The sequence below is a fragment of the Kitasatospora sp. NPDC101155 genome (genome assembly GCF_044768305.1).
Lineage (GTDB): Bacteria > Actinomycetota > Actinomycetes > Streptomycetales > Streptomycetaceae > Kitasatospora.
This window is the reverse complement of the sequence record NZ_JBIWPN010000050.1, coordinates 1-22,885: the sequence shown is the minus strand read 5'-3', so window position 1 is coordinate 22,885 and position 22,885 is coordinate 1. Positions and strand designations below refer to the sequence as shown.

The following is a 22,885-nucleotide window of genomic DNA, read 5'->3' as shown; positions in this document are numbered from 1 at the left end:
TTCCGGGCCGGATTCGGGCCGCTCAGGCCTCGCCGGTGATCTTCTTGAGGTCGCCGAGCTTGTAGCCCTTGACCGTCTTGGCGCCCGGCGCGGGCCGGAAGGAGTCGGTCTTCCACTCCGCACCGGCAGGGTCGAGCACGGCCTTGATCGCGGCGCGCAGCGCGGCCACCCGGGCGTCGGCGTCCGCGAACGCCTCCAGCTCCCAGTCCGGGTCGAGCTTGCCCAGGTACTCGGCCAGCTCCTCGGCGCGCAGCCCGGTCGGGTCGCCCGCCATCTCGAAGGCCTCGCGGGCGAGGGCGATCAACGCGGGCACCGCGTCCTCGTCCTGGTCGTACTCGTCGGCGAGGTGCCCGGCGAGGTCGGCGAGGTCGTCGTCGACGAACGCGGCCGACTCGGCGTCCAGCTGCGGGAGGCCGGCCTTCAGCCGCTCGTCCGCGCGCCGGGCCGCCTCCTCATCGCTGAGGATGCTGGCCCGGTAGGGGATCGGCTCGGTGTAGGCGCCGCCGGCCATCACGTAGGTGACGCTCGCGTCGTTGACCGCGTCGCCCATCGCGGGCAGCAGCCGGTCCGGCCGCCAGCCCTGCGCCATCGCCCCGCCGCCCGCGATCAGCTTGATGTCGTCCACGTCGCAGGCGCACATCAGCTGCGCCGGCAGCTCGCTCAGCCAGGTGTTCGGCCCGACGCGGTCCTTGGTGACCCCCTGCGAGCCGACCACCAGGACCACGTCCGACTTCGCGGAGGTGAGGTGGATCTGCTGCGCGAGTTCGTCCAGCCGCAGGAACGGCTCCAGGTCCTCGGCGTCCTGTCCCTTGCGCGCCACCTGGGCGACCTGCGCCTCCAGCTTGGCCTTGGTCACCAGCGCCGGGAATTCGTCGATGATGACGGTGATTCCCGGGCGCTTCTTGGAGGACTCCCAGTTCAGGCCCATTCCGAGCTTGTTGAACAGCTTCGGACGGTTCTCGCCGATCGCCAGCGCCCATTCAAGAATCCGGCGCGCCTCACCCACGGTGCGGCCCAGCGCGTGCAGGTCCTTGACGTACGGCCCGAAACCGGCGCCGTAGGAACCCAGGTCGATACCGACGACAATCCGGTCCTCGCACGCGGTCAGCGCGTCGACGGCGGCGCGAATCAGCGTCGACTTCCCCGAGCGTGGCTTGCCGATCACGCCGACCGAGGTCCGCTTGCCCGGCAGGGCCAGCGGCCGGCCGGACATGTCGGCGCCGATCTGCGCGGTGTGCAGGTTGGCGGTGGTCACCGACCCGGGCGCCCGGTACGGCAGCTCCGGCACGGCCTGCCACGGGTTCTCGCCGGGGATCCGCAGCACCGCCTCGTTGCGTGCCCGCGCCGACTGCTGCAGCAGGATCGAGTTGGTGCGCACCCCAGGAAGGCACGCCTCCAACTTGTCCAGGCCCTCGGACAGCTTGGCCGGGGTCTGGCGGTGGAAGGTGACGTCGACCTCGAAGCCCCAGGCCTGCGGCTTGATCCGCAGGCTCTGGATGGCGATGCCGAGGTCCTCGGTCAGCGCCTGGTGAAGCATCTGCTCGAAGTGGCGCACCGTCATGCCGAGCTCGAAGCGGTCGGGCATGCCGAGCTCCTCGCGCTCCAGTGCCTCCAGGCCCTCGGCGTCCAGGTTCGGGGTGCGGCCGCCGTAGGCCAGCACGCCCACATTGACCAGCAACGCGGCGGCCAGGCCGAGCCCTCCCTCGTACCCGTAGGCGGCCAGATCAGCGACGGCGAACGGGCTGAGGGCCAGCGTCGCCCGCACACCGATCTTCTTGTGCGCGGCCGTCTTCATCGCGGTGGCCTGCACGAGGGCGAGCCGCGCGTCCTGGCCGGCCTTATCCGCCGCCTTGCGCTTCGCGTCCCGGTCGCGCAGCGCGAACTTCGCCTGCCGGGTCGCCTTCGACGCGGCGCCGGCGAGCATCTTGGCCTGCTGCTCGACAGCGCGGGCGGTGGCGCCCTCGGTGCCGACGACCCAGCCCTGGATGCGCCGAGTGCCGCGCCACGCCGAGGGCGCGATGCCGCGCACCGTGGTCTGGCGCTTGACCCAGCGGCGCAGCTTGCGGCGGCCGCGGCGCTGCAGGTAGCGGGCCCGGGCGCGGCGGCCCTCCTTGGTGAGGAGCATGGGGTTGATCCACGGGGCGTCGCCCTCGGGGTCGTCCTCCAGCACCAGCTCGTCGGCGAGGTAGACCTCGCCCTCCAGGACCTCGCCGTCCTCGTCCTCCTCCTCGTCGGCGGTGTCCTCGAGGTCGTCGTCGTCCTGGTCGTCGTCGGCCGGGACGAGCGCGGGCTTGATCATGTCGACGCGCGGACGGAAGGTCAGCACATCGGCGTCGGCGCCGGCGGTCTCAACGACGGCCAGGGCGTCGGCGATCTGATCGGTGCGGAAGAGGACCTCGCGGGCCCGGCCACCGTCGGCGGGGCCGACGACGCCGGCGGCCTCCAGCCGGGCGAACAGGTCCTGGACCTGCGCCCAGCCCAGGCGCAGCTTGCGCTGGACCATGCTCGGGGAGCCGAACTGGGTGGAGACGACGAGCTCGGTCGCGTGGCGGATGAGGTCGGGGTCGGTGGAGGGCAGGACGACGCGGTCCAGGATCTCGGTCATGCTTGGTGTGCTCCTTGGGGAGTGGGCGGGGCCGGGTTAGCTGGCAGGCGGTCGGCCCCGCCGTCGGCGGGGGACGTACGTGGCGGTGCTGGTCGATCAGGCCGCGAAGGCGTACTCGTCCTCGTCGGCGAATTGGCACTCGACGCAGATGCCGAGGCTCTTGGGGATGCAGTAGTCGCGGACCTGGTCGCACTGCGGGCAGGTGCGGCGCTTGCGCATCGCCGCGTCCAGCCCGGCCTGCTTGCCCGGGGTCATCGGCCGTACCGGCAGCGCCAGCTCGACCAGGTAGAGCCAGGCGGCGCCGGTGCCGCCGGAGCGGCGGGCCTTGCGCGAGCGCCACAGGAGCTGGCCGGCCACCGGCTGGCCGCCCGGCCGCAGGCCCATCGCCCTCAGCTGACGGCGGGTCGCGTAGCCGTCCGGCGCCATCTTGCGCGGCCAGGTCGGCATGCCGAACTGCTCGCCCGTCGGGTCCCAGAACTTCGAGCGGCTCACCGGGTCACCCCGTACGCCGTCGGGTCCGACTCGACGGCCTTGATCTGCTTGCTGCCCCAGTCAGGGCTCAGCCCGTAGGCCTTGCCGAGGGCGGCCGGGGACGGCTTCTCGCCGCGGTTGAGGAGAGCGGCGATGTCGGCGCGCGCCTTGTCCCGCTTGGCGGCGAGGGCGTCGGCGTCCTTCTGCGCCTTCTTCGCGGTGTGCCGAGCCGCCGCGCGAGCGATGGCCGACTGCCGACGGGCAGGAGGCTTCTCAGACCCCGTCTCGGGGGTCTTTTCGACAGGGGGGATCGGCTTGCTGACCTGCGGTTTCGGTGCGTGTACGTCGGGGGTGATCGTCGGCTTCGCCGTCGGCTCCACCCAGCCGTCCAGACCCGGCAGCCACAGCGCCGAGCGTCGGGTCGGCTCGGACTCCTCGTCGGCGTAGACGCCCAGTTCCGTCACGTCCGACTCGGTGACGCTTTCGTCGGCGTCGTCGGCGATCTCGACCAGACCGGTGTCGGCGAGCATCGCGTCCTGCAGCCGGGCCCGGTTGCGGCGGCGCCGGCGCTCCCGGCGGGCCGTCACCCCGAGCGTCGGAGCGTGGTACTGGTCCCAGGCCTCGGCCCACGCGGCGTCGGGCGACATCGCGCCGTGCGCGATGGCCCGGATCCGCCAGGCGACGAACGCCATCACCGGGTGGGCGATGGTGCGGGCGAGGTCCGCGCGGACCTCCGCCATCGGCCGGCCTTCCTTCGCCTTCATCAGCAGGCCGAGGAACAGCTCCCAGACGAAGACGCCGGACAGTGAGGCGATCGCGTAGACCTCGCCGGTGCCCTCGGCCCGGTGGTGCCGGTAGTTCAGCGCCGCCGCGACGATGGCGGCGATCGCGGTCACCAGCCGGTACTTGCCGGTGGCCCGCCCCTTGACGTGGGCGAAGAACGCGAGCGCGGCCATGGTCCAGGTGACGCCCTCAGTAACCATCGGCACCAGGTTCGCCGCCGAGCCCATCTTCGCCCGGAAGCCGGCCGCCTGGCCGTCCCACGCGAAGTAGACGGAGATGACGACGAGCGCGGCGACCAGGACCGAGGCGACGATCAGGGGGGCCTGCCCGGCCAGCGCCTGGCGGCGCCGCGCCCACGCCTCCCGGCGCGCCTTCGTCTTCTTCTCCTTCACCCCGTCCTGGATCTGGCCGATCTGCGCGTCGGCCTTGGCCTGGGCGAGCCGCAGCTTCTGCCGGGCCTCCTCCGCCTCCAGGCCGTTGATCACCGCCTGGTGTGAGGCCTGGCCAGCCTTCGCGACGGCGTCGGCGGCCATCGCGTCGGCGCGGGCCTTCGCCTCGGCGGCGGCGGCCTTCGACACCGCGCGGGCGTCGGTCCGGGTGAATCCGTTGATCTGCGGGGGCGGCATCATCGTCGTCATCAGGCGGCCCTCCTCTCCGGGGCGGGCGCGGCCGGGGCCGCGCCGGTGCGGGTGGTGGTCTCGATCAGGGCGAGCTCGTCGTCGACCCGGCGGATCAGGTCCCGCCGGTCGGCGAGGTCGCCGTCGCACCAGAACATCGGCTCGCCGTGCAGGCGCACCATCGCCTCCTCGGCGATCAGCAGCGCCCGCTGGCGGCGGGTCACCTCGGGCCCCCGTCCGGGACGCGGGCCAGCAGCGCGAACACCTGGATCGCGGTGTCCGTCTCCGGGTCGGTCTCGGCCTGCCAGTAGTGCCGGCCGCCGATCTCGACCAGCTGGGGCGTGATGCCGAGCTCGGCGGCGATCCGGTCGACCTGCAGCAGCCGGTCAGCCTCGTCGCCGACGTTCGGCAGGACCTCGATGTAGATGCCGGTGGCGATGGCGGTGATGCGCAGTTCGGTGGTGGTCTCGGCGCCGGCCTCCAGGACCGCCGCGAGCGGGCGGACGCAGGCCAGGACGCCGATGGTGGTGGTCAGGTCGGCGACGCTCACCGGGCACCCCCGGTCGGGCCGGTGGTGCGCGGGGTGCGGACGGCGGTGACGGTCGCGGTGTCCGCCTCGGCGGCGGCCTGCAGGTAGAGCAGGGCGGCGACAGCGGGGACCAGGACCAGGCGGGCCGGAAGCGGGAGGGTGATGCCGAGCATCCAGAGCATCCCGGCCAGGCCGAGGAGCAAGTGGAGGCGGCGGGCCGCGAGCGGGCCCGGGCGGGAGGCCAGGATCGTCTTCACGACCGCACCGCCGTCTCGGCCGAGGCGGACTTGCCGGTGAGGCCGGAGCGGGTGACCCAGCGGGGGCCGTTGCGCCACGGCGAGGCGGCGGCGACGGCCGCGGCCACCTTCGGCGTCCACGCGTCCAGCTCGGCCTCGCGCTCGGCGCGCTTCTTCTCGTCGTTCAGCCGCTGGATCACGGTCTCGACCGCCAGGTCGGCCGCCTCGTCCGGGTCGACGTCCTCGCACTCGATCAGCTCGGGGTTCTTCTCCAAGCTCGGCGCGGAGATCCGCACGTAGCCCCGGTCGGTGTTCTCGGACTCGGCCGGCTCGGGGTTCGCGGCGAGCAGCATGTCGGCGAGCAGGGCCAGGCGGCGGGAGCGGGCGCCACCACCGACCTGGTCGATCCAGGCCTGGGCGTCGGCGAGCGTCTCGGCGGCGATGATCGCGCCGAAGCTGCGGCCGGCGCCGGGGGTGCGGTGCTTCGGGGCGGAAGAGGGCAGGATGGACACGCGGATCAGCTCCTGAAGGGTTGGTGGTCCGTGAGCGGCCCCGGGTGCCGGCGTGTGCAAGACGTCGGCGAAAAGCCCGGGGCCGTGCCGTTTTTGGCATGGCGGTGCCCTGGGAACAGAGTCCTGGGCTTTTGCCTCCACCTCTCATGAGAAGTGGCGACGGGTTAGACGTTAGGCCCGGCCATGACGATGCGTCAACCACTTCTCATGAGAGGTTTTCTGACGGTCGCCCGATTGGATCAAACCCACCCGCCTGGCGATCTAACTTCTCATGAGAGGTTGCGCTAACCTGCTCCCATGACGACTTCACGAAGCCGCCCCGACACCACGCCGCGCATCCCGGAGATCGCAGCCGCGCTGCGCTCACGTATCGACGCGGGCGAGTTCGGCACGGACGGCAAACTGCCCTCGACGCGCCAGCTGGTGGACCAGTACGAGATCAGCGCACAGGCCATCGCCCGCGTAGTGGCGCTCCTCAAGGCTGAGGGCGTCGTTGTCGGACGGCAGGGAGCCGGCGTCTTCGTCCGAAGCGTCGATCCGCTCCAATGGGACCTGACGCAGTTCGAGCGAGGGGCGCGTCGCGACGATGTCGCCGCAGGCCTGGACGACTGGCAGGCCTCCGTCGTCGCGCAGGGGCGCACTCCTGAACAGCGACTGATCGGCGTGACCCAGGCCCCGGGCCAAGCCCCTTCGCGCGATGTCGCTCGCTGGCTCGAGTTGGACGCCGACGAGCTCGTGATCGTGCGCCGCCGCCTGCGCCTGGTCGACGGCGTGCCAACCCAGATCGCCGACTCCTGGTTCCGCGCCAGCTTCGCCCTCGGCACACCGCTGATGGAGGAACGGGATGTGACCATGCCGGGCGGCATCCTCGCCGCGATAGGGCACCCCCAGGTCCGAACGCGCGACGAGATCACGCCCCGGATGCCGACAGCCGAGGAGACCACGCTGCTGGAGCTCCCGCTGGGCACCGCGGTTGGGCAGCACGTGCGCATCGGCTTCGGCGCCGACGGCCTGCCGTTCCGCGCCATGGTGACCATCGCCCCTGGCGACCGCAACGTGATGATCTACGAAATGGAGGTCTGACAGTGACCCCGGGAAGTGTCCCGCACCGGAGCCACCGCATCCGCCCGGCCGGCCCCCAGGATGTCCCCACGCTCATCAGCCTCCGCAGCGAAGCGGAAAGCTGGCTGCGGAGCATCGGCAGCAGCCAGTGGTCCGACCCCGAGAAGGGCAGCGCCGCCATGACGAAGTGGCGGAAGAGCATCGACGACGGCCTTACCTGGGTGGTGGTCGATGACGAGGGTGGGGTGGACGCGACCGTCAGCCTCGGCCCAGCCGACCCGGACTTTTGGGATGAGTCCGACAGTCCTGAGAGCGGCCTCTACGTCTACAAGCTGATGGTCCGCCGAGACCAAAGCGGGCTAGCCCTCGGGGATCGCATCCTCGACTGGGCAGGACGAAACGCCGCGCTCCAGGGGCGCCGCTGGCTCCGACTCGACGTCTGGCGCGATGCACCCAAGCTGCAGGCGTACTACCTCAACCGCGGATTCACACACGTCCGGACCGTCAGCCCATCACACCGACTGAGCGGTTGGCTCGGCCAGCGACCTGCAGAGCTAGTGCTCAGTTCCCTGCCGGCCCTAGAGCCCTCGCGCCGCTGGGCGGACGCGGTCCCGAACCATAGGTCGCCGTCTCGGCAGCGCAAGGTCACTGACCGAGCCTCAGCGGCGCAGCCCTCCTGAAGGTGAGGGCGCGAAAAGTTGTCCACAGCCAGACACGACTAGGGTCGTTGGCAGTGGGGGCGCACTAGGCGCCGCAGACGATCATTTGTCGGGGTCACCTGGATGATGAGGAACATGAGCCCTTAAACGATAGAAGGCCGACCTGGTGAGACAGGCCGACCTTCGTACCGCTTGGCCCGCTCGATGGGTTAGCAGCCCGTTCGAGCGGTGTGTAACTGAAACCTGGTGGTGGCTGCCATCCGGGTCGAGTGCACACGTAAACAGCGCAGTCCCCCGCGCCTCATCGCCAAGGATGCCAGACCTAGGACCGGTGCGACCACAGCACCCGGCCATCTGTTCATCCGAAGTGACCACGTGTGTTCCGGCCCAATGGCCGCCCACCACTGCACTCACCTACCCGGGAGCCCCCGCAGTGGTTCAGCACGTGTACCCGCGCACCGTACTCGGTGCGCCCGACATCCCCGACGAGCCGGCCAAGGCCGCTGTCTTCGTCCAGCAGCACCCGGCCGCTCCGGCGGTGACCCGATGAGCTGGCTCGCCTCAGAGTGGGCGGCAGGCGACGCACCGATCGCCAACGTCAACGAGTACGCCGTGCTGACCTGCATGGCGGAGACCGCCGGCCGTGACGGCTGCGCCTCCTACCAGTCGGGCCCGACGATCGCCGCCCGCACGACGCTCAGCGAGCGGACCGTGACCCGGGCCTGGAAGTCGATGGAGGAGCGCGGACTCATCGCCAAAGGCGACCAGTCCATCGTGGAGAAGAACCCCAAGATCCGCCCCGACAAGAGGCCGATCGTCTGGGACCTGCTGATCCCGTACTCCTGGTTCCCCAACATCGACAAGATCAACGCCGAGCGCGAGCAGTTCGGCCGTGACCCGCTCACCCCGGAGAACCGCCCGGACCTGGACGAGGCTCCCAGCAAGAAGGCCCGCGTCGACAAGGGGGTGAAGCGGCCGAAGAAGGGGACCGGCACCGAGCGGGGTGTCTCTGAGTCACCCCGTCCCGGGACCCCCGACGAAGACCACGGGGTGACTACAAGTCCCGAGCGGGGTGACTACAAGTCCGAGACGGGGTGTCTTGTAGTCACCCAAATCAGTCAGGAGAACCAGGTAAAGGAATCTCTCTCTCCCGCCCCCCAGGTCACAGGTACCTCTGAGACCCCGGCCGAGGCCGGAACGGAAGAGAGAGAGACGGAGGCTTCGCCCGAGGACAAGCCCACCCCTCCGGCCGCTCCGGTTGCCCCGGCACAGCCGGAGGAGGTGCCCGCCCTCGGTCTCGAGCTGACAGCCGAGCAGGGTCGGGTGGTCCAGGAGCTGTTCACGGCCTGGATGACTGCCCGAATGACGTCCGGCAATGGTCGGCACTCCAGGGGTCCGGTTGCCGAGCAGCAGTTCCGCGAGTCTGCCGCCGGCCTGGTGACCAGCGAGCGGTTCCAGCAGGACTGGCTGATCGAGCTGGCCGAGTGGATGGCCGCCGAGCAGCCGACCTGGGCGAACCTCGCCAACGCGACCACAGCGCAGTCGATGGGTGCCCCGGCTCAGCGGCGCGTGCTGCCCACGCAGCGGACCGGTCCGGTCGGCTGCCCGGCCTGCGACCCGTTCTCCCCCGGCTGGCACACCACCGAGGACGAGACCGGCAAGGAGACCACCGGCCGGTGTCCCACGGTCGCCGTGCCCGCCTTCGCCTGACCGACGCTTCCCCGCCCGACACACAAGAGCGGCGGCCGGATGACCTTGCCCAGGGTCCGGCCGCCGCATGACCTCGCATGGAGATCACCATGACCGTACCGCCCCAGTCACCCGCCGACGACAGCGCCATCGACTGGCCGGAGCTTGACGAGCAGGCCGGCCGTCGCGGCTCGGACCCTGCCGGGATCGAGATTGTCCCGCCGCAGGACATCCCCGCCGAGCAGGCCGTCCTCGGCGGCATGCTGCTGTCCAAGGACGCCATCGCCGACGTCCTGGAGGTCAAGCTCAAGGGCGAGCACTACTACCGCCCCGCCCACGAGCTGATCCACCAGGCGATCCTCGACCTGTTCGCCAAGGGCGAGCCCGCCGACCCGATCACCGTCACCGACGAGCTCCTCAAGCGCGGCGAGCTCACCCGGGTCGGCGGCCCCAGCTACCTGCACACCCTGGTCAACTCCGTCCCGACCGCTGCCAACGCCGAGTACTACGCCGACATCGTGCACAAGGCGGCCACCCTGCGCCGCCTGCGCGAGGAGGCCGTGCGCATCGTCCACGCGGTCGACGCGCACGCCGGCGAGACCGAGGACATCGTCAACGAGGCCGGGAAGGCGATCCTGGCCGTCGCCGAGCAGCGCGCCACTGACACGTACAAGGTCGTCGGCGGCGACATGCAGGACGCCCTCGACTGGATCGAGGCGGCCGGCAAGCGCAAGGCAGGCGAGATCAGCGGCGTCAGCACCGGGTACGCCGACCTGGACGCGCTGACCGACGGGTTCCAGGGCGGCCAGCTCATCGTGATCGGCGGGCGCCCGGGCATGGGCAAAAGCACCGCAGCCCTGGACATTGCCCGGACCGCCGCGATCAAGCACGGCGTGCCGTCCGCGTTCTTCAGCCTGGAGATGTCCCGCCGCGAGCTGCAGCTGCGCCTGCTCTCCGCCGAGGGCCGGGTTGCCCTGCACCACATGCGCACTGGCAACACCACCGACGACGACTGGGGACGCATCGCCCGCGTCACGCCCCGCATCACCGAGGCCCCGCTGTACATCGACGACGCCGCCGGCCTGAACATGCTGGAGATCCGCACCAAGGCCAGGCGCCAGGCGATGTCCGCGCAGGGCCTGGGCCTGGTGGTCGTGGACTACCTGCAGCTGATGAAGATGGGCGGCCGTGCCCCCGAGAGCCGTCAGCAGGAGGTCTCCGAGCTCTCCCGCAGCCTCAAGCTGCTCGCCAAGGAGCTCGACGTCCCGGTCATCGCACTCTCGCAGCTCAACCGCGGGCCCGAGCTGCGCACCGAGAAGAAGCCCGGTCTGTCCGATCTTCGTGAAAGCGGCGCGATTGAGCAGGACTCGGACATCGTGATCCTGGTTCACCGCGAGGACGCTTACGAGAAGGAGTCGCCTCGAGCGGGCGAGGCGGACCTCATCGTGGCCAAGCATCGCAACGGCGCCACCGCCACGATCACGGTGGCCTTCCAGGGCCACTACTCGCGCTTCGTTGACATGACAAAGGACGCCTGACCTGCGGCTTTGCCGCTTTCATGGTCTGACGCCCTCTCATATCAGAGTACTCCGGAACGGCTTCTCGACGCCACCGAACGGCGCCGAGAAGCCCCTCCCGATCGGGGGAGCTCCACCGATGCATTCCACCGAAACACCCAGCCCCGGACTCGACGAAGAGGCCGCCCTCGACGACGCTAACCGGATCGCCCGGGCGCTGCGCACCATCACCGGCACCCGTCTCGCTGAGCTCCGCCAGGCGCTCGGCCCGATCCCGGCTGGGCAGGACGACCGGCGCCGCTGGGCCGCTGGCCTGACCGAGAACCAGGAGCAGCTGCTCGCCGAGCACGACGACCTGGTCGCCCTGCGCACCGATGTCGGTCGGGCCTGGGCCGAGGACCGGTGGGCCGATGTCGCGCACATCGCCCACCGGAGCTGGCGCCGCCTCGGGCTTGGCGACGACCTGGTGGCCGTCATCCACCGCCTGGAGGACCTCGAGACCGCGCACCCCGGTCTTGGCCGGCGCCCCGGCCCGCGCGACCCCGGATGGAGCCCGCCCGAACGTGCCGGCCACCAGGTGCCGTGGGCCGTAGATCCGGACGCTCCCGCTCGCGGACCGGCTGCGGTGCGCCGTGACCTGTGGGCGCTGCTGCGCCGCCGCTTCCCCGGTGCGAGTTCCGGCGCGTGCACCGTCGCGGCGAACGAGCTGCTGGCCGAACTCCTGGAGCCCGCCGTCCAGCCCCGCCAGGCGAACGAGCTGCGCGCCGCGATCTCGGCGGCGCTCACCGCCGGTACCTGCCGACCGCTGGAGCAGCACGACCGGCAGTGGACCGTGGAGAGCGTGCTCACCAACGTGGTCGCCGGGCTGCTCGCCGAGCGGGACCTGCTGGCCGGGGCCGTCGCCGACGTGACCGCGCTCCACCAGGCCGAAGACGGTCTCTGCCCGATCTGCCGGGTGCCGGGCCCCTGCCCGACCCTGCGGGCCGTAGGCGGAACCGCTGATCACTCTCCGGCCGCGCAGCACCCGTAAACGATCAGCAGCGGCCCTGTGCGCGCCTGTGGGGCCTTCTGGCAGGTCAATCGACGTCGGAAGGGCCCACGGGCCGTCAGAAGGCCGCCCAGGGCCTTCGCTGATCGTCGCTCGGGAAAGGCGATGCCCCCGACAGGCCTGTCGGGGGCATCGGGCCTGTTGGGCCTAACCGAGTTCCGTCACGCGGTCGTGTCGTGACGGAGCCGGCTGTCGGCTGGCGACCTCGGCGGCGGGGGTCGCCCTCGAAGCCGGATGTGCCGTAACGGCCACAGTAGGTTTATCGCCACACCGAGCCCTGACCCTGTTGGGTCCAACAGGCCCAACGCTCCTGCTGGTAGGCCGGCGGTGTGATCCGGGTGGCGGGCTACCGGCGGGTGAGGGCGGGCGGTGAGGGTCGCCGGTGCGGCAGCTCGGCGTGATGCTGGAGGTATGGCAGGCCGAGGCCGGCACTGCGCCGTGTGCTTGGCGCCGCTGCCCGCGGGCTGCTCGCCGCAGCGGCGCTACTGCGATGCGGCCTGCCGCGCCCAGGCCTACCGAGACCGGCGTCGCCTGGACCGGCTGGCCGACGTTGGCTCGCTGGCCACGATCGCCCGCGAGCGCGAGGAGATCGGCTGGCAGCGCCTGTTCTGCCCGGTCTGCGGCCACATTCTGTTCCTCGGCTCCAAGCTGCGCCGTGACGCCTTCTTCTGCAGCGGCCGGTGCAGGACCAGGGCGTGGCGGCTCCGGAAGATGTACGGCGCCGTGACGTCCAGCCGTCACGAACCGGGGCCGGCCGGACCGGATCCGGACCTGGTGACGGCTGGACGTGATGGCCGGTGACGCCTGCCCGTCACACCTGGTCTGACCTGCGGGACAAGGGGGTCCGCCGACGACCGGACAAGGGGTGGATCAGACGCCGGACAAGGGGGGCGTGATACGGCGGCGCCCCCGTCGGAGTTGGGTCCAACGGGGGCTCGGTGTCGGCTACCGGGGGCGGTCAGCCGTCCATCTCGAGGCCGGGCGACCAGTCGCCGAGCGCGTCGAGGCCGATCACGGACGCGGGCTGCGCCCGGCCGCTACTTGGTGCCGTACGCGACCTGCAGGCGGGCGAGCAGGTCGCGCGCGTCGTTGGCGGAGAACGCGGTCACGGCGTCGGGGTCGTCGTCCGCGACACCGATCTCCATCTCGCCGGCGGCGTTCTTCGTGAGCTGGATGGGCGGCTGGGCCATCCACATCACGTCGATGCCGCGCCGGACCACCACGGCCACCAGGCCGGGCGCCATCACCGCCGCGCCGTTCGCCCCGCCGGGCCCCATGAGCAGATCGGCCAGGGCCTCGGTGGCGTCGTCGCCGCGCACGCTCGTGCTGTTGAGGGCGATCTCCCCGCCGCCGACATGCGTGAGCGTCACCGCCATGTGGGTGCAGTCCTCGAACCGCTGCCACGGCGGGGTCTTCCAGGTGAAAGTCATGACACATCCCTGCCCACGCCCGCGGCCCCTACGCCGGCAACGGTCGGACCGTGCGGACGCACCGCGCCCCCGACAGGCCCGTCGCTGCCGGGCGCGGCCGGCGGTCCGTGCCGGGGAACTACGAGAAGACCGTGCAGTCGCCGTCGCAATCCCCGAATTCGAAGTGCCCGCACTCCATCCGCTCGTCATCGTCCGAGCGCCATGACGGGCACTGCGCGCAGAAGTCTCCGAGGTTCTGCACCGGGGCCTTGCGGCATCGCGCACAGAGCTCGTTGAAGCAGCGGCTGCAGAGCGTCCGGGACACGGAGAGCCCGTCTCCGGGGACGCAAGCGCCGGCGCAGCGGGGGTAGGTCACCATGCCGAACATCGTGCCGTTCCGGCCTGCCGCCGACCCGGAGGAGAGTCGTGACACGCCCGCGCCCCCGTTAGACCCAACAGGTCCGACGGGGGCGCGGCGGCCACGGGTGCGGTCAGCCGTCCAGGTCCAGGTCCGGCGACCACTCGTTCATCGCGGCCAGGCTGCGACCGGCGCGCGAGCGGGTGCGGGCGACAGCGCCCTGCCGGCCGCCGCTGTAGTTGTCGATCCAGGCCAGGCCGGAGCGGTCGAGCACCTTCTTCGCCCGGGTGACGGTGACGTAGGCGAGCATCTGGTCCTCGCGCCGAGGGGGCGGCACCTGGCCGGTCTGCTCGTCCGGCTTCGGCTCGTCGAAGTCGTCGCAGACCTGGACGGTGTCCCACTCGCGGCCCTTGGCCTTGTGCGCGGTGGAGATCGTGACGTCCGCTCCGCGCTCGCCGACCAGCTGGCCGACGGCCTTGAGGATCTCCTGCGGGCCGTGCGAGTCGATCAGCCGGACGAAGGTGCGCAGCTCGCCCGCGCTCTTCTCGGTGTTCACGTACTGGCGCAGCTGGTCCCAGCTGGTGAAGGCCAGCAGCTCCGGGTGGGAGCAGCCCTTGCCCTTCTGCAGGGTGATCGCGGCTTCGGCCATCGACTTGATGGCAGCGCCGCCGCCGGCCAGCGCCGGGCGCTGGTTGTTGGCGAGCGCGAGCATCGCGCGGCGGATCGCCTCGCCGTTGGTGCGGCACAGCAGCGCCTTCGGGCGCTCCAGGCCGCCGTCGACGACCGTGCTGGCCGGGCCGGAGCCGGTCAGGCGCATCGGGGCGCCGAGGAGCGCCAGCCACTTGTTCGCCTCGGCCGCGACCGCCGGCCCGAACCGCCACGAGGTGGTGAGCTGCAGGCGCTGCCTGGCCGGCCAGGTGGCCAGTGCGTCGACGGCGCCGCGCCAGGAGTAGATCGCCTGGCAGGAATCTCCGACGGCGATGCGCTGCGCGTGCTGCTGGGACTGCACCAGGTGCGCGACGACCGGGTTGCTGTCTTGGGCCTCGTCCAGCAGGACGTAGTCGGCCTTGAGCTTCGGGTTCGTCAGCGCCCACTGCTTGAGGTAGTGGTCGTGGGCGAAGTGCAGCTGGCCGCGCGGCGAGCAGACGTCCTCCCATGCGGCCCGCGCGTACGGGAGCACCGCCTCGCGCAGCAGCCGCTCCTCGCGCTCGCTCAGGCCCTTGGGCACCTTCACGTGGTGCGCTCCCACCTCCTGGTCGGCGGAGTAGCAGAACTGGCCGACCGCCTCGATCGCGAGCCGGGCCTGGGTGCCGGGGGTGAGCAGCAGCTCGGAGTGGACGCGCAGCGGCTCCAGGATGCGCAGCACCTCGGCGGACCGGTCGGCCGGCACGCGCGGGCCGTTCAGCCGCGCCTTGAGCCCGTCGCTGGTCGCCCGGTACGCGAGCGAGTGCGCGGTGCGGCAGTCGATCGACGCCGGGAAGCTCCGCTTCGCCTCGTCGGCGGTCACCTTGTTGAACGCCACGTACAGGCCGCGCCGGGTCGGCATCGCGGAGGCGACCATCCGCAGCGTCGACGTCTTGCCGGTGCCGGCACCGGCCTCGACGACCAGGTCCCCGCCGTCGACGCACGCGTCGATGATGGCGGCCTGCTCGGCGGTCGGGGTGAGCCCGCCGACCTTGCACACCGAGGCCGCGGCGCGCTGCGCGGCGGCCGGCTTCTCGAACGCCTCCAGGATCTCGGCGGGCACCGCCTGCTGCCCCGGGCCCGGTGCCGGTGCCGCCTTGCGCGACGACGTGGCGGCGGGCGTCGGCCGGGCGGGCTCGCGCAGCTGCTCGCGGGTTGTCGTCAGGTCGGGCTGGCGCAGCTCGACGCCGAGCACCGCGTACATCCCGACCAGACCGCTGCGCACCGCGCGAGCGTGCCGCAGGAAGGTGGCGAGCTGCTGCTCGTCGAGGGCGAGCAGGTGCAGCTGCTCGGCGGTGGCGAGCGGGTCGATCTCCTTCAGCAGGACGGCGGCCTGGTCGCGCAGCGCCGGGCCTTCGATCTCGCGCTGGCGCTGGCGCAGCATCGCCTGCCGGCAGGCCTGGCCGCAGTAGAGCTTCGCCCGTCCGGTCTTCGCCCTGGGCGGCAGCGGCTTACCGCACGTCGGCCGGGCGCAGGTTCCCGTGGTCCCCTCAAGTTCCGTCACAAGGGCACTGTGACGAAACGGGGAGCTAGATCACAAGCCCACTCGCCGCATTCCCCCTGAACGAATTCCCGCCCATTGCCCCGGCTCCCCCGCTGCCACCCTCGCCGAAAATCCCACTGCCACTTCCGCCGCACCGACAAAGCCCCACAGCCAACATCACAACAAACTCAGACATACCAACCAAACCGACATCACATCACATCAACACACACCACAAGCAACTTGAACGACATCAATCAGCAACCCATACTGACAACTCAAACGATCAAGCCGAAATCTCAAACATGTGCCTGGGTATCTGTCGATACACGGCCTGCGGCCGGGGAAAGTGACCGGCGTCACCGCCGGTCGATGAGCCGGTTTCACCTGGCGGCATGTCAGCGGGTTCGCGAGCGGGGCAGGGGAGGGGACAGCAGCGTGGCCGTCACGGCGATCCGCACCCCTGCCCAGATCGAATACCGGCTGCTCGAGGGAGACGGCTGCGACCGCGACCACCAGAAAGCCCCCGGCCCCGGTGAGGACGGCCACGACCACACGCCGAAGGCCGAATTCGGGTACTGGCTGGACGGCAAGTCCCGGCCGCTGGAGTGGGTCGGTCAGGGCCTGGCCGAGGTCGGCCTGGCGGCTGGCGAGCGGGTCGACCCAAGGGCCGCCCGCCTGCTCATGGCGGGCCAGCACCCGGCCACCGGCGAGCAGCTGACCAACCCGGTATGGCGCGTCGCGGACAGCGCGAAACTCGGCGCAGCCCCGCTGCTGGCCGCACTCGCGGCGGCCGCCGAACAGGCCGGCGCGACCTCGGCGGCGGCGCTGATGCCGACGAAGGAACTGCGCGAGCGGCTCGCCCGGCTGGAGCGGATGAACCTGCGCGACGGCGGCGAGCACCGCGCCCCGGTGACCGCGCTCGCGCAGCTGGCGACCGCCGCCGGCATCGACCTGGAGAGCGTCTACCGGCCCGACGCGCTCGCCTCCGCGTGGCGCCACTCGGGCGACCGCGAGCGCGTCGACGTCGCCGGAGACGACATCACCTTCACCCTGCCGAAGACGCTCTCCGTCGCGTGGGGGCTGGCCGACCCCGCCGTGCGCGAGGTCATCGAGGAGGAGTTTCTCACCTCCGTCCGCCAGACCGTGACGGCGCTGGAATCGTGGTGCGCGTACGGCGTCAGCGGCCACCAGGGCGACGGACAGATTGCCGAGCGCGTGTCCGCCTCCGGCTTCCTCGGCTGGATCATGACGCACAAGTCCGCCCGCCCGGTGAAGGACTCGGTCGGCGATCCGCACCTGCACGCCCACGTCGTGCTCGCCCGCATGGTCAAGTGCGAGGACGGCGCATGGCGCTCCCCGGCCTCCGGCGGGCGCGACCTTCGCCGCCATTCCCACGCCGCCAACGAGCTCCAGAAGGCGCTGCTGCGCACCGCGCTGACCGAGAAGCTTGGCGTCGAGTGGTCCTTCAGCGAGGCAAACCGCGAGTGGGAGATCGCGGCGATCCCGACCGAGCTGAAGGGCACGTTCTCCCGCCGTAACCGGCAGATTCTTCAGGCCGGCGGGGCCGAGCTGACCACCGCCCAGCGCCGCGTCCTGGCCGCCCAGCAGCGCCAGGCGAAGCGCGACGTGCCCGAGGTCGATGTCCTCGCCGCGTGGCGGACCAACGCCGCCGACGTCCTCGCCGACCGGGAAGGCCGGGGCGGTGAGCAGCGTCTCGCCGAGGTCATGGCGGCCGCGTTCCCGGGGCCGGCCGCGCCCGGCGAAGGCCTCGATCTGCCGGGCGTCGAGCAGCTCGCCGCGCGAGTCTTCGACCCCGAGACCGGCCTCACGTCCAAGCGCAAGGACTTCAGCCGCGCCCAGGCTTTGGCCGAGGTCGCGCGGGCGCTGCCGCCCGGTCTGCTCGGCCGGCTGGAGCTCGAGAACCTGACTGACCAAGTCCTCACCGAGGCCGGGTACGCGGTCGCGCTGGTGGACCTGCACGCCTCCCACCACGTCAACGCCGACCGGTACACCACGCTGGACGTGCTGGCCGCCGAGCAGGTCATCACCACCCAGCCCCGGGAGCGGATTGCCGACCACTCGGCCATCGTCGCCCCCGCCGCGGCCGGCCGCCAGGTGGCCGCGTTCGAGGCCGAGGAGAACCTGCTGCTCGGCGCCGAGCAGCGCGCCGTGGTGCTGCGGCTGCTGACCGCCGGACACGGCATCGACACCGTCCAGGGCCTCGCGGGTGCGGGCAAGACCACCATGCTCGCCACCGCCCGGCACACCTGGGAGCAGGCCGGACTGACGGTCGCGGGCGCGGCGATGATGGCTGTCGCGGCGCAGAACCTCCAGGCCGAATCCGGCATCGCCTCCACCACCGTGGCGTCCTGGCTGCTGCGGATCGCCGGCGGCGAAGGCCTCGCCGGCATCGACGTCCTGGTCGTCGACGAAGCCGCCATGGCGGACGACCGCACGCTCGCCCGCCTGCTCGCACACGCCGCCACCACCGGCACCAAGGTCGTGCTGGTCGGCGACGAGCAGCAGCTGCAGCCGATCGGCATCGGCGGCGGCTTCGCCGCGATCCACAGCGTCGTCCAGGGCCTGGCGCTCACCGAGAACCGCCGCCAGCAGACCCAGGTCGAGCGCGACGCCCTGGCCGTCTGGCGCACCGGCGGCCGCTCCACCGCGCTGGCCCAGCTCGCCGACGCCGGGCACGTCCACGCCACCGAGACCGGCGAGCAGACCACCGCCGAGATGCTCACCGCCTGGGAAGCTGAGCGGCACCGGTGGGCGGATCCGCACGACAACCTCAAGCACCTGCTGCTGCTCGCCGGACGCAACGCGGACGTCGACGCCCTGAACACCGGGGCGCGGGTGATCCGCCGCCAGGCCGGCGAGCTCGGCGACGACACCGCCTTCGCCACCGTCGACGGGCGGGTGCTCGACTTCGCCGTCGGCGACCTGGTCCGCACGAAGGTCAACGACCGCCGCTCCCGCCGCACGAACGGCGCGCAGCCGGACGTCCTCAACGGCTACCGCGGCGTCGTCCTGGCCGTCGAGCGGAGCGGTGTGCTGGTCGAGTGGCGGCGCACCGCCGGCCCCGACCAGCTCGTCACCGAGCAGGCCTGGCTGACCGCCGAGCAGGTCGCCGACGGCGCGCTCACCCACGCCTACGCGATGACCGTCACCGCCGCCCAGGGCCTGACCGCCACCCGCGCCCTGGTCAACGGGACCGGTGCCGACGCCTTCACCCTGTACCCGGCGATCACCCGCGCCAAGGAACGCTCGGACCTGTGGCTGCCCCTGCACACCGTCGAGGACGAGGCCACCCGCGCCCGCCTCGGCGATCCCGCGAGTCCTGGCCAGCTGCTGCTGCGCGCGGTCGCCGCGTACGGCCGCAGCCTGGACGCCGACCGCGCCGAAGGCCTGATCTCCAGCCACATCGCCCCGGCAAGGCCTGTTGGACCCAACAGCCCCAACGGGCCTGATGACCCTGCCGCAGGCCTCGGCGCAGGCCGCCGAGACCCGCGCGGCCCCGAGCCGGACGGCCCCGCCGGAGGCCTCGGCCGGCGCCCGTCCGGTGCGGCGGTCGCGCTCGTCGAACCGCTGGTCGCGACGAGCGCCGAGGTCGAGCACGACCAGGCCGAGCCCGTCCGCGACCGGCAGGCCGACCGCCAGGCGCAGGCCTTCGCCCGCCCGGACGCGGCCGCCGTCCTCGCCCCGTGGCGCCACCGCCAGGCCCCGGTCGACGGTGACGGTCTGGGCAGGCCGCTGCCGCCGGTCGACGACCTGGTCGAGCGTCAGCGCGCCGAGCAGACCGCCGGTTTCATCCGTCCCGAGGACGCTGCCGTCGAGCGGCGCCGCGAGGCCGGCGCCCGGCGGGTCACCGCGACCACCGGCACCCACCACGGCACCGCCCGCGCCCGCGCCGCCACGGCCGAGCCCGACGACCCGGACACCCCGCACCGCTCCGGCCGCGCCGGGCAGCTGGCCCGCGCCGCCGAGCGCCGCCTCACCCGCCACCAACACGCCCAGGACCACGCCGCCCAGGACCGGACGCGGCAGGCCGACCAGCTCGAGGCCGGCGCCCTGGCCCCGGGCGCCGAGCGCACCGAAGCCCGCCTGCAGCCGACTGCGCCCACGATCGACCCGGCGTTCCTGGCCGCCATCGCCGAGAAGGCCCGCGCCGAAGCCGAGGCCGCACAGCGGGTCGCCGAGGAACGCGCGGCCCGCCTGGCCGCCGACGCCAAGATCCCCTCCTGGCGCGAGCGCCCCCACGGCCACGTCATCGGGCTCAAGCGCGCCCACGACGGAGCCCTGGCCAAGGCGAGCGAGGCCGAGCAGCTCGCGGCCCAGGCCCAGCGCACCGTCGACCGGCTCGCCCCGGTGCTCGGCACCGACCAGGCACCAGCGGCCGCACTGGTCGCCGAACTGACCGGCTACCTGCGCCAGTCCCAGGACCAGCTGCAGCTCGCCGAGCTCCACCAGCAGCAGGCCAAGCAACTCGGCGACCAGGCCACCGAGCTGTGGAACGAGCAGCGGCGCGAGTACCGGATCAAGGAACTGGTCGAGGAGAAGGCCAGCAAGCGGTTCACCAAACTCACCCTCCGCGCACCGGGCCTGCGCGAGGTCGCCAACGCCATCGACGACCGGCTCACCCAACGCCGCGCGCTGATCGACCAGCTCGACAAGCAGCGCACCACGCTGGAGAACGCCGCCCGGGAAGCCGAACGGGAAGGCTGGAAGCTGCGCGGCAAGTCCCAGATCGGGCGCGAGGAGACCCCTGAGCAGCACCGCGCCCGGATCACCCGCAACGCCAACCGGATGGACATCTCGGAGTACCAGCGCGCCGTCGCCAACGTCGAACGGCACACGGCGACCGCCTCCGGCCACCGCCAGCGCGCCCAGGAACTGGCCGAGGAGGCCCGCACCCGCAAGGCCATGTCACCGCAGCGGGCGGCCGCCGAGGACACCCGCCGCCGCGAGCACCACACCCGTGTCCAGGAACGGCACCGCCAGGAACAGCAGCGCCTGCAGGAGCAGTACCGGCAGCAGCAGCACTACCGGGGCCCGGAACCGCCGGGCCACCGTGGGCCGAGCCGCGGCCGCTGACCGGCGGCCGCCTGCCCAGGGCAGCTCAGGGTGCGGCGTTTTCCCTTGACCACCTGCGTGGTCAAGGGAAAACGGGTGGTGAATCCCCGTGGTACCAGGGCCGCTTGCCGCGCCCTGGACCCAGGCCCGGCCCGGCATCATCCGGCGCGGACAGGACGTTCCCGGCCGCTCGCCGTACGCGCCGGACGACGCCGGGCTTTCAGCCCGGTGGCGTCTCATCTGCCTGGACACCACCGGGGCGGTGGGGTGGGAGTGGGGCGGACGTGGGCTGATTGGGGGCGTTGGGTCCAACAGGGGCAACCAGCCGGACCGGATGCGAAGAGACCACCCAATGCGCCAACTGAATGTTGGCCAACTTCTAGACATGGCAACTAAAAGTTGGCATGCTTGAGGTGTCGGGCCAATCGGGCCTGACGATCCATCGGCACTCTCGAACCAGCACATCCGGGGCGGCCGTCCTGCCGGCAAGCTGACCGGCCGCCCCGGAGCTCCCAACCCGCAACCACGAGCAGAGAGAGCTCCATCATGTCGAACACCACCGCCGCCCGCTTCGCCGCCTCCTACGCTCTACTGCGCGCCTCGGCCGCCGTCGCGGACCACTGGGTGCAGAGCACGCACCAGGCCGCCTGCAAGGGCTTCCACGACGGCGAGACCGTCACCGAGACGCGCGCGCTGGCCGACGGCACCACCGTGAAGGAGGCGCGCGACGTCACCTCCGCCGAGGGGCGCTGGGCCTGCGCGGCGCACGTCGCCACCTACACCGCCACCCAGGGCCTGGCCCTCGCGGTCGGCTCCAAGGTCCTCGGCCTGCGGCTGCGGCCCGGCGCGGTCGCCGCCGCGCTCGTCGTCTCCGGCCTCACGCACTACGTTGCGGACCGCCGCCGGCCGCTCAAGAAGCTCGCCGAGCTCGTCGGGAAGGCCCCGTTCTACAACGTGAACTCGGGCGGCATGAACGGCGCGTACGCCCTGGACCAGAGCTACCACCACCTCTTCGAGACCGTCGCCGCGGCCGTCGCCGCCCGCTGATCCAGCCTCCCCTGCACCAAATCGGCTCTCTGAACCCATCGCGAGACCAGGAGAAATCCACCATGCGCGAGATCACCAACGTCCCCGCCGACCTGCGCGACTGGGCCGTGAGCTGGCCGGAGTACGCGCCGCTGGACGCCACCCCGCCGGAGCTGGAGCCGCAGGCCCTGGCCCGCGAGGTGCCCGCCTGGGCGGAAGGCGCAGCCACCCCGGCCCAGGTGACCGACTGGGCCCGGCGCCAGCGGGACGCGCTGGTTCCGTTCGGGCTGGACCACCATGGCTGGCCGCTGCACCCGGCCGGCCGGACCGGCCGCGCGGGCCGGAACCTGGGCCGGTGGGGCGAGAACCAGGCCGCCGACCCGATCGTGATCGCGGGCACCGGCTCGGACTGGCGAATCCTGCTGATCACCCGGGACGACATTCACCAGGAGGCGATCCCCGGCGGCATGGTCGACTCGGGCGAGACCGCCCCGGCCGCGCTCGTGCGCGAGCTGCGCGAGGAAACCGGGGTCGACCTGGCCGGCCACCGGCCCGTCATCCTGGGCCGGGACCTGGTGGACGACTGGCGCCAGAGCGACCACGCCTGGGTGGCGAGCACCTCCGCCCTGTACGTCCTGCCCGCCACCGTCACCGCGACGGCCGCCGACGACGCCCTCGACGCCACCTGGTATCCGGCGGGCTCGATGGCCGACCTGGAGACCGCCATCGCCGCCGCCGGGCGCACCCTGTACGCCGCCCACCGGCCCCTGATCGCCCGGGCCCTCGCCCACCTCGCCCAGCAGTAACCCGCACGACGCCGCACACGAAAGCGCCGCAGACAGTGCCCTTGGTGCAGACAACTGGCCAGAGCCACCACCACCTGTTCGAGACCGTCGCCGCCGCGATCGCCGCGCGCTGATTGCCAGCCATAGCCATCTGTGCCGCCCAAGGTGGGCGGCACCCACCGACAGGAGTCGACCATGCGCGACGAGATCCTCATCTTCTTCTTGATCGGGCTCGCCGGCCTGGCCGTGGTGCTGGCCGCTGTCCTGCTGGCCTGAGATAGCACCCCGCCCTGGTCTGACGCTGGACCGCATCGTCAGCGTCAGGCCGGCCGCAGG

The 22,885-nt window shown here is 72.1% G+C and carries 18 protein-coding genes; 9 read left to right on the top strand and 9 right to left on the bottom strand.

Going from position 1 to position 22,885, the window contains the following annotated elements:
• Window positions 1–22 precede the first annotated feature (22 nt).
• From ACIRYZ_RS38850 to ACIRYZ_RS38820, 7 genes are all read right to left on the bottom strand, one after another.
• Window positions 23–2,605: a DNA translocase FtsK gene (locus ACIRYZ_RS38850; protein ID WP_402953323.1), complete on the bottom strand. Its 2,583-nt coding sequence runs from the start codon at window positions 2,603–2,605 to the stop codon at window positions 23–25.
• Between the two features lie 96 nt (window positions 2,606–2,701).
• Complete coding sequence (locus ACIRYZ_RS38845; RefSeq protein WP_402953322.1) at window positions 2,702–3,097, bottom strand: RRQRL motif-containing zinc-binding protein; 396 nt, start codon at window positions 3,095–3,097, stop codon at window positions 2,702–2,704.
• Entirely contained in the window at window positions 3,094–4,497 is a 1,404-nt protein-coding gene (locus tag ACIRYZ_RS38840) for a hypothetical protein (RefSeq protein ID WP_402953320.1), read from the bottom strand. The genes ACIRYZ_RS38845 and ACIRYZ_RS38840 overlap by 4 nt, the downstream gene beginning before the upstream one ends.
• Window positions 4,497–4,700 carry a hypothetical protein gene (locus ACIRYZ_RS38835; protein WP_402953318.1) on the bottom strand — a complete coding sequence of 68 codons (204 nt, stop codon included), beginning with the start codon at window positions 4,698–4,700 and terminating at the stop codon, window positions 4,497–4,499. Before ACIRYZ_RS38835 ends, ACIRYZ_RS38840 begins: the two co-directional genes overlap by 1 nt.
• On the bottom strand, window positions 4,697–5,026 hold the full coding sequence (locus tag ACIRYZ_RS38830; protein ID WP_402953316.1) for a hypothetical protein: 330 nt from the start codon (window positions 5,024–5,026) through the stop codon (window positions 4,697–4,699). The genes ACIRYZ_RS38835 and ACIRYZ_RS38830 overlap by 4 nt, the downstream gene beginning before the upstream one ends.
• Window positions 5,023–5,262 carry a hypothetical protein gene (locus ACIRYZ_RS38825; protein ID WP_402953314.1) on the bottom strand — a complete coding sequence of 80 codons (240 nt, stop codon included), beginning with the start codon at window positions 5,260–5,262 and terminating at the stop codon, window positions 5,023–5,025. Before ACIRYZ_RS38825 ends, ACIRYZ_RS38830 begins: the two co-directional genes overlap by 4 nt.
• Window positions 5,259–5,753 (bottom strand): hypothetical protein, encoded by a 495-nt coding sequence (locus ACIRYZ_RS38820; RefSeq protein ID WP_402953312.1) that lies wholly within the window; start codon window positions 5,751–5,753, stop codon window positions 5,259–5,261. Before ACIRYZ_RS38820 ends, ACIRYZ_RS38825 begins: the two co-directional genes overlap by 4 nt.
• A 297-nt stretch (window positions 5,754–6,050) precedes the next feature.
• Between ACIRYZ_RS38820 and ACIRYZ_RS38815 the strand changes: the two genes are divergently transcribed.
• The 5 genes from ACIRYZ_RS38815 (at window position 6,051) to ACIRYZ_RS38795 (ending at window position 12,529) form a co-directional block, all read left to right on the top strand.
• Window positions 6,051–6,836 (top strand): GntR family transcriptional regulator, encoded by a 786-nt coding sequence (locus tag ACIRYZ_RS38815; RefSeq protein ID WP_402953310.1) that lies wholly within the window; start codon window positions 6,051–6,053, stop codon window positions 6,834–6,836.
• A 1,184-nt stretch (window positions 6,837–8,020) separates the two neighbouring features.
• On the top strand, window positions 8,021–9,184 hold the full coding sequence (locus tag ACIRYZ_RS38810) for a hypothetical protein (RefSeq protein ID WP_402953309.1): 1,164 nt from the start codon (window positions 8,021–8,023) through the stop codon (window positions 9,182–9,184).
• 89 nt (window positions 9,185–9,273) lie between these two features.
• A complete protein-coding gene (gene dnaB, locus ACIRYZ_RS38805; protein ID WP_402953307.1) occupies window positions 9,274–10,701 on the top strand; it encodes a replicative DNA helicase in 1,428 nt (475 codons plus the stop codon).
• A gap of 118 nt (window positions 10,702–10,819) precedes the next feature.
• On the top strand, window positions 10,820–11,710 hold the full coding sequence (locus ACIRYZ_RS38800; protein WP_402953305.1) for a hypothetical protein: 891 nt from the start codon (window positions 10,820–10,822) through the stop codon (window positions 11,708–11,710).
• 429 nt (window positions 11,711–12,139) lie between these two features.
• On the top strand, window positions 12,140–12,529 hold the full coding sequence (locus ACIRYZ_RS38795; RefSeq protein WP_402953304.1) for a hypothetical protein: 390 nt from the start codon (window positions 12,140–12,142) through the stop codon (window positions 12,527–12,529).
• 236 nt (window positions 12,530–12,765) lie between these two features.
• On the opposite strand, the gene ACIRYZ_RS38790 is transcribed toward ACIRYZ_RS38795, so the two are convergent.
• Both ACIRYZ_RS38790 and ACIRYZ_RS38785 read right to left on the bottom strand, forming a co-directional pair.
• Window positions 12,766–13,158 carry a hypothetical protein gene (locus tag ACIRYZ_RS38790; RefSeq protein ID WP_402953302.1) on the bottom strand — a complete coding sequence of 131 codons (393 nt, stop codon included), beginning with the start codon at window positions 13,156–13,158 and terminating at the stop codon, window positions 12,766–12,768.
• Window positions 13,159–13,628: 470 nt separating this feature from the next.
• Window positions 13,629–15,683, bottom strand: a complete 2,055-nt coding sequence (locus ACIRYZ_RS38785) for a UvrD-helicase domain-containing protein (RefSeq protein ID WP_402953300.1) — start codon at window positions 15,681–15,683, stop codon at window positions 13,629–13,631.
• A 417-nt stretch (window positions 15,684–16,100) separates the two neighbouring features.
• On the opposite strand from ACIRYZ_RS38785, the gene mobF reads away from it, so the two are divergent.
• The 4 genes from mobF to ACIRYZ_RS38765 all read left to right on the top strand — a co-directional run bounded on the left by mobF (window position 16,101) and on the right by ACIRYZ_RS38765 (window position 22,825).
• The gene (gene mobF / locus ACIRYZ_RS38780) at window positions 16,101–20,759 is read left to right on the top strand and encodes a MobF family relaxase (RefSeq protein ID WP_402953298.1); all 4,659 of its coding nucleotides are present in this window, start codon (window positions 16,101–16,103) and stop codon (window positions 20,757–20,759) included.
• A 525-nt stretch (window positions 20,760–21,284) separates the two neighbouring features.
• Window positions 21,285–21,785 (top strand): hypothetical protein, encoded by a 501-nt coding sequence (locus ACIRYZ_RS38775; RefSeq protein ID WP_402953296.1) that lies wholly within the window; start codon window positions 21,285–21,287, stop codon window positions 21,783–21,785.
• A 62-nt stretch (window positions 21,786–21,847) separates the two neighbouring features.
• Window positions 21,848–22,570, top strand: coding sequence for an NUDIX domain-containing protein (locus ACIRYZ_RS38770; RefSeq protein ID WP_402953294.1), 723 nt, complete (start codon window positions 21,848–21,850; stop codon window positions 22,568–22,570).
• A gap of 132 nt (window positions 22,571–22,702) precedes the next feature.
• Window positions 22,703–22,825 (top strand): hypothetical protein, encoded by a 123-nt coding sequence (locus ACIRYZ_RS38765; protein WP_402953292.1) that lies wholly within the window; start codon window positions 22,703–22,705, stop codon window positions 22,823–22,825.
• Window positions 22,826–22,885: the final 60 nt, after the last annotated feature.

Coding starts and splice junctions, on each gene's coding strand:
- ACIRYZ_RS38850 (WP_402953323.1), bottom strand. CDS start 2,605: ATGACCGAGATCCTGGACCGCGTCGTCCTGCCCTCCACCGACCCCGAC.
- ACIRYZ_RS38840 (WP_402953320.1), bottom strand. CDS start 4,497: ATGACGACGATGATGCCGCCCCCGCAGATCAACGGATTCACCCGGACC.
- ACIRYZ_RS38815 (WP_402953310.1), top strand. CDS start 6,051: ATGACGACTTCACGAAGCCGCCCCGACACCACGCCGCGCATCCCGGAG.
- ACIRYZ_RS38810 (WP_402953309.1), top strand. CDS start 8,021: ATGAGCTGGCTCGCCTCAGAGTGGGCGGCAGGCGACGCACCGATCGCC.
- dnaB (WP_402953307.1), top strand. CDS start 9,274: ATGACCGTACCGCCCCAGTCACCCGCCGACGACAGCGCCATCGACTGG.
- ACIRYZ_RS38800 (WP_402953305.1), top strand. CDS start 10,820: ATGCATTCCACCGAAACACCCAGCCCCGGACTCGACGAAGAGGCCGCC.
- ACIRYZ_RS38795 (WP_402953304.1), top strand. CDS start 12,140: ATGGCAGGCCGAGGCCGGCACTGCGCCGTGTGCTTGGCGCCGCTGCCC.
- ACIRYZ_RS38790 (WP_402953302.1), bottom strand. CDS start 13,158: ATGACTTTCACCTGGAAGACCCCGCCGTGGCAGCGGTTCGAGGACTGC.
- ACIRYZ_RS38775 (WP_402953296.1), top strand. CDS start 21,285: ATGTCGAACACCACCGCCGCCCGCTTCGCCGCCTCCTACGCTCTACTG.
- ACIRYZ_RS38770 (WP_402953294.1), top strand. CDS start 21,848: ATGCGCGAGATCACCAACGTCCCCGCCGACCTGCGCGACTGGGCCGTG.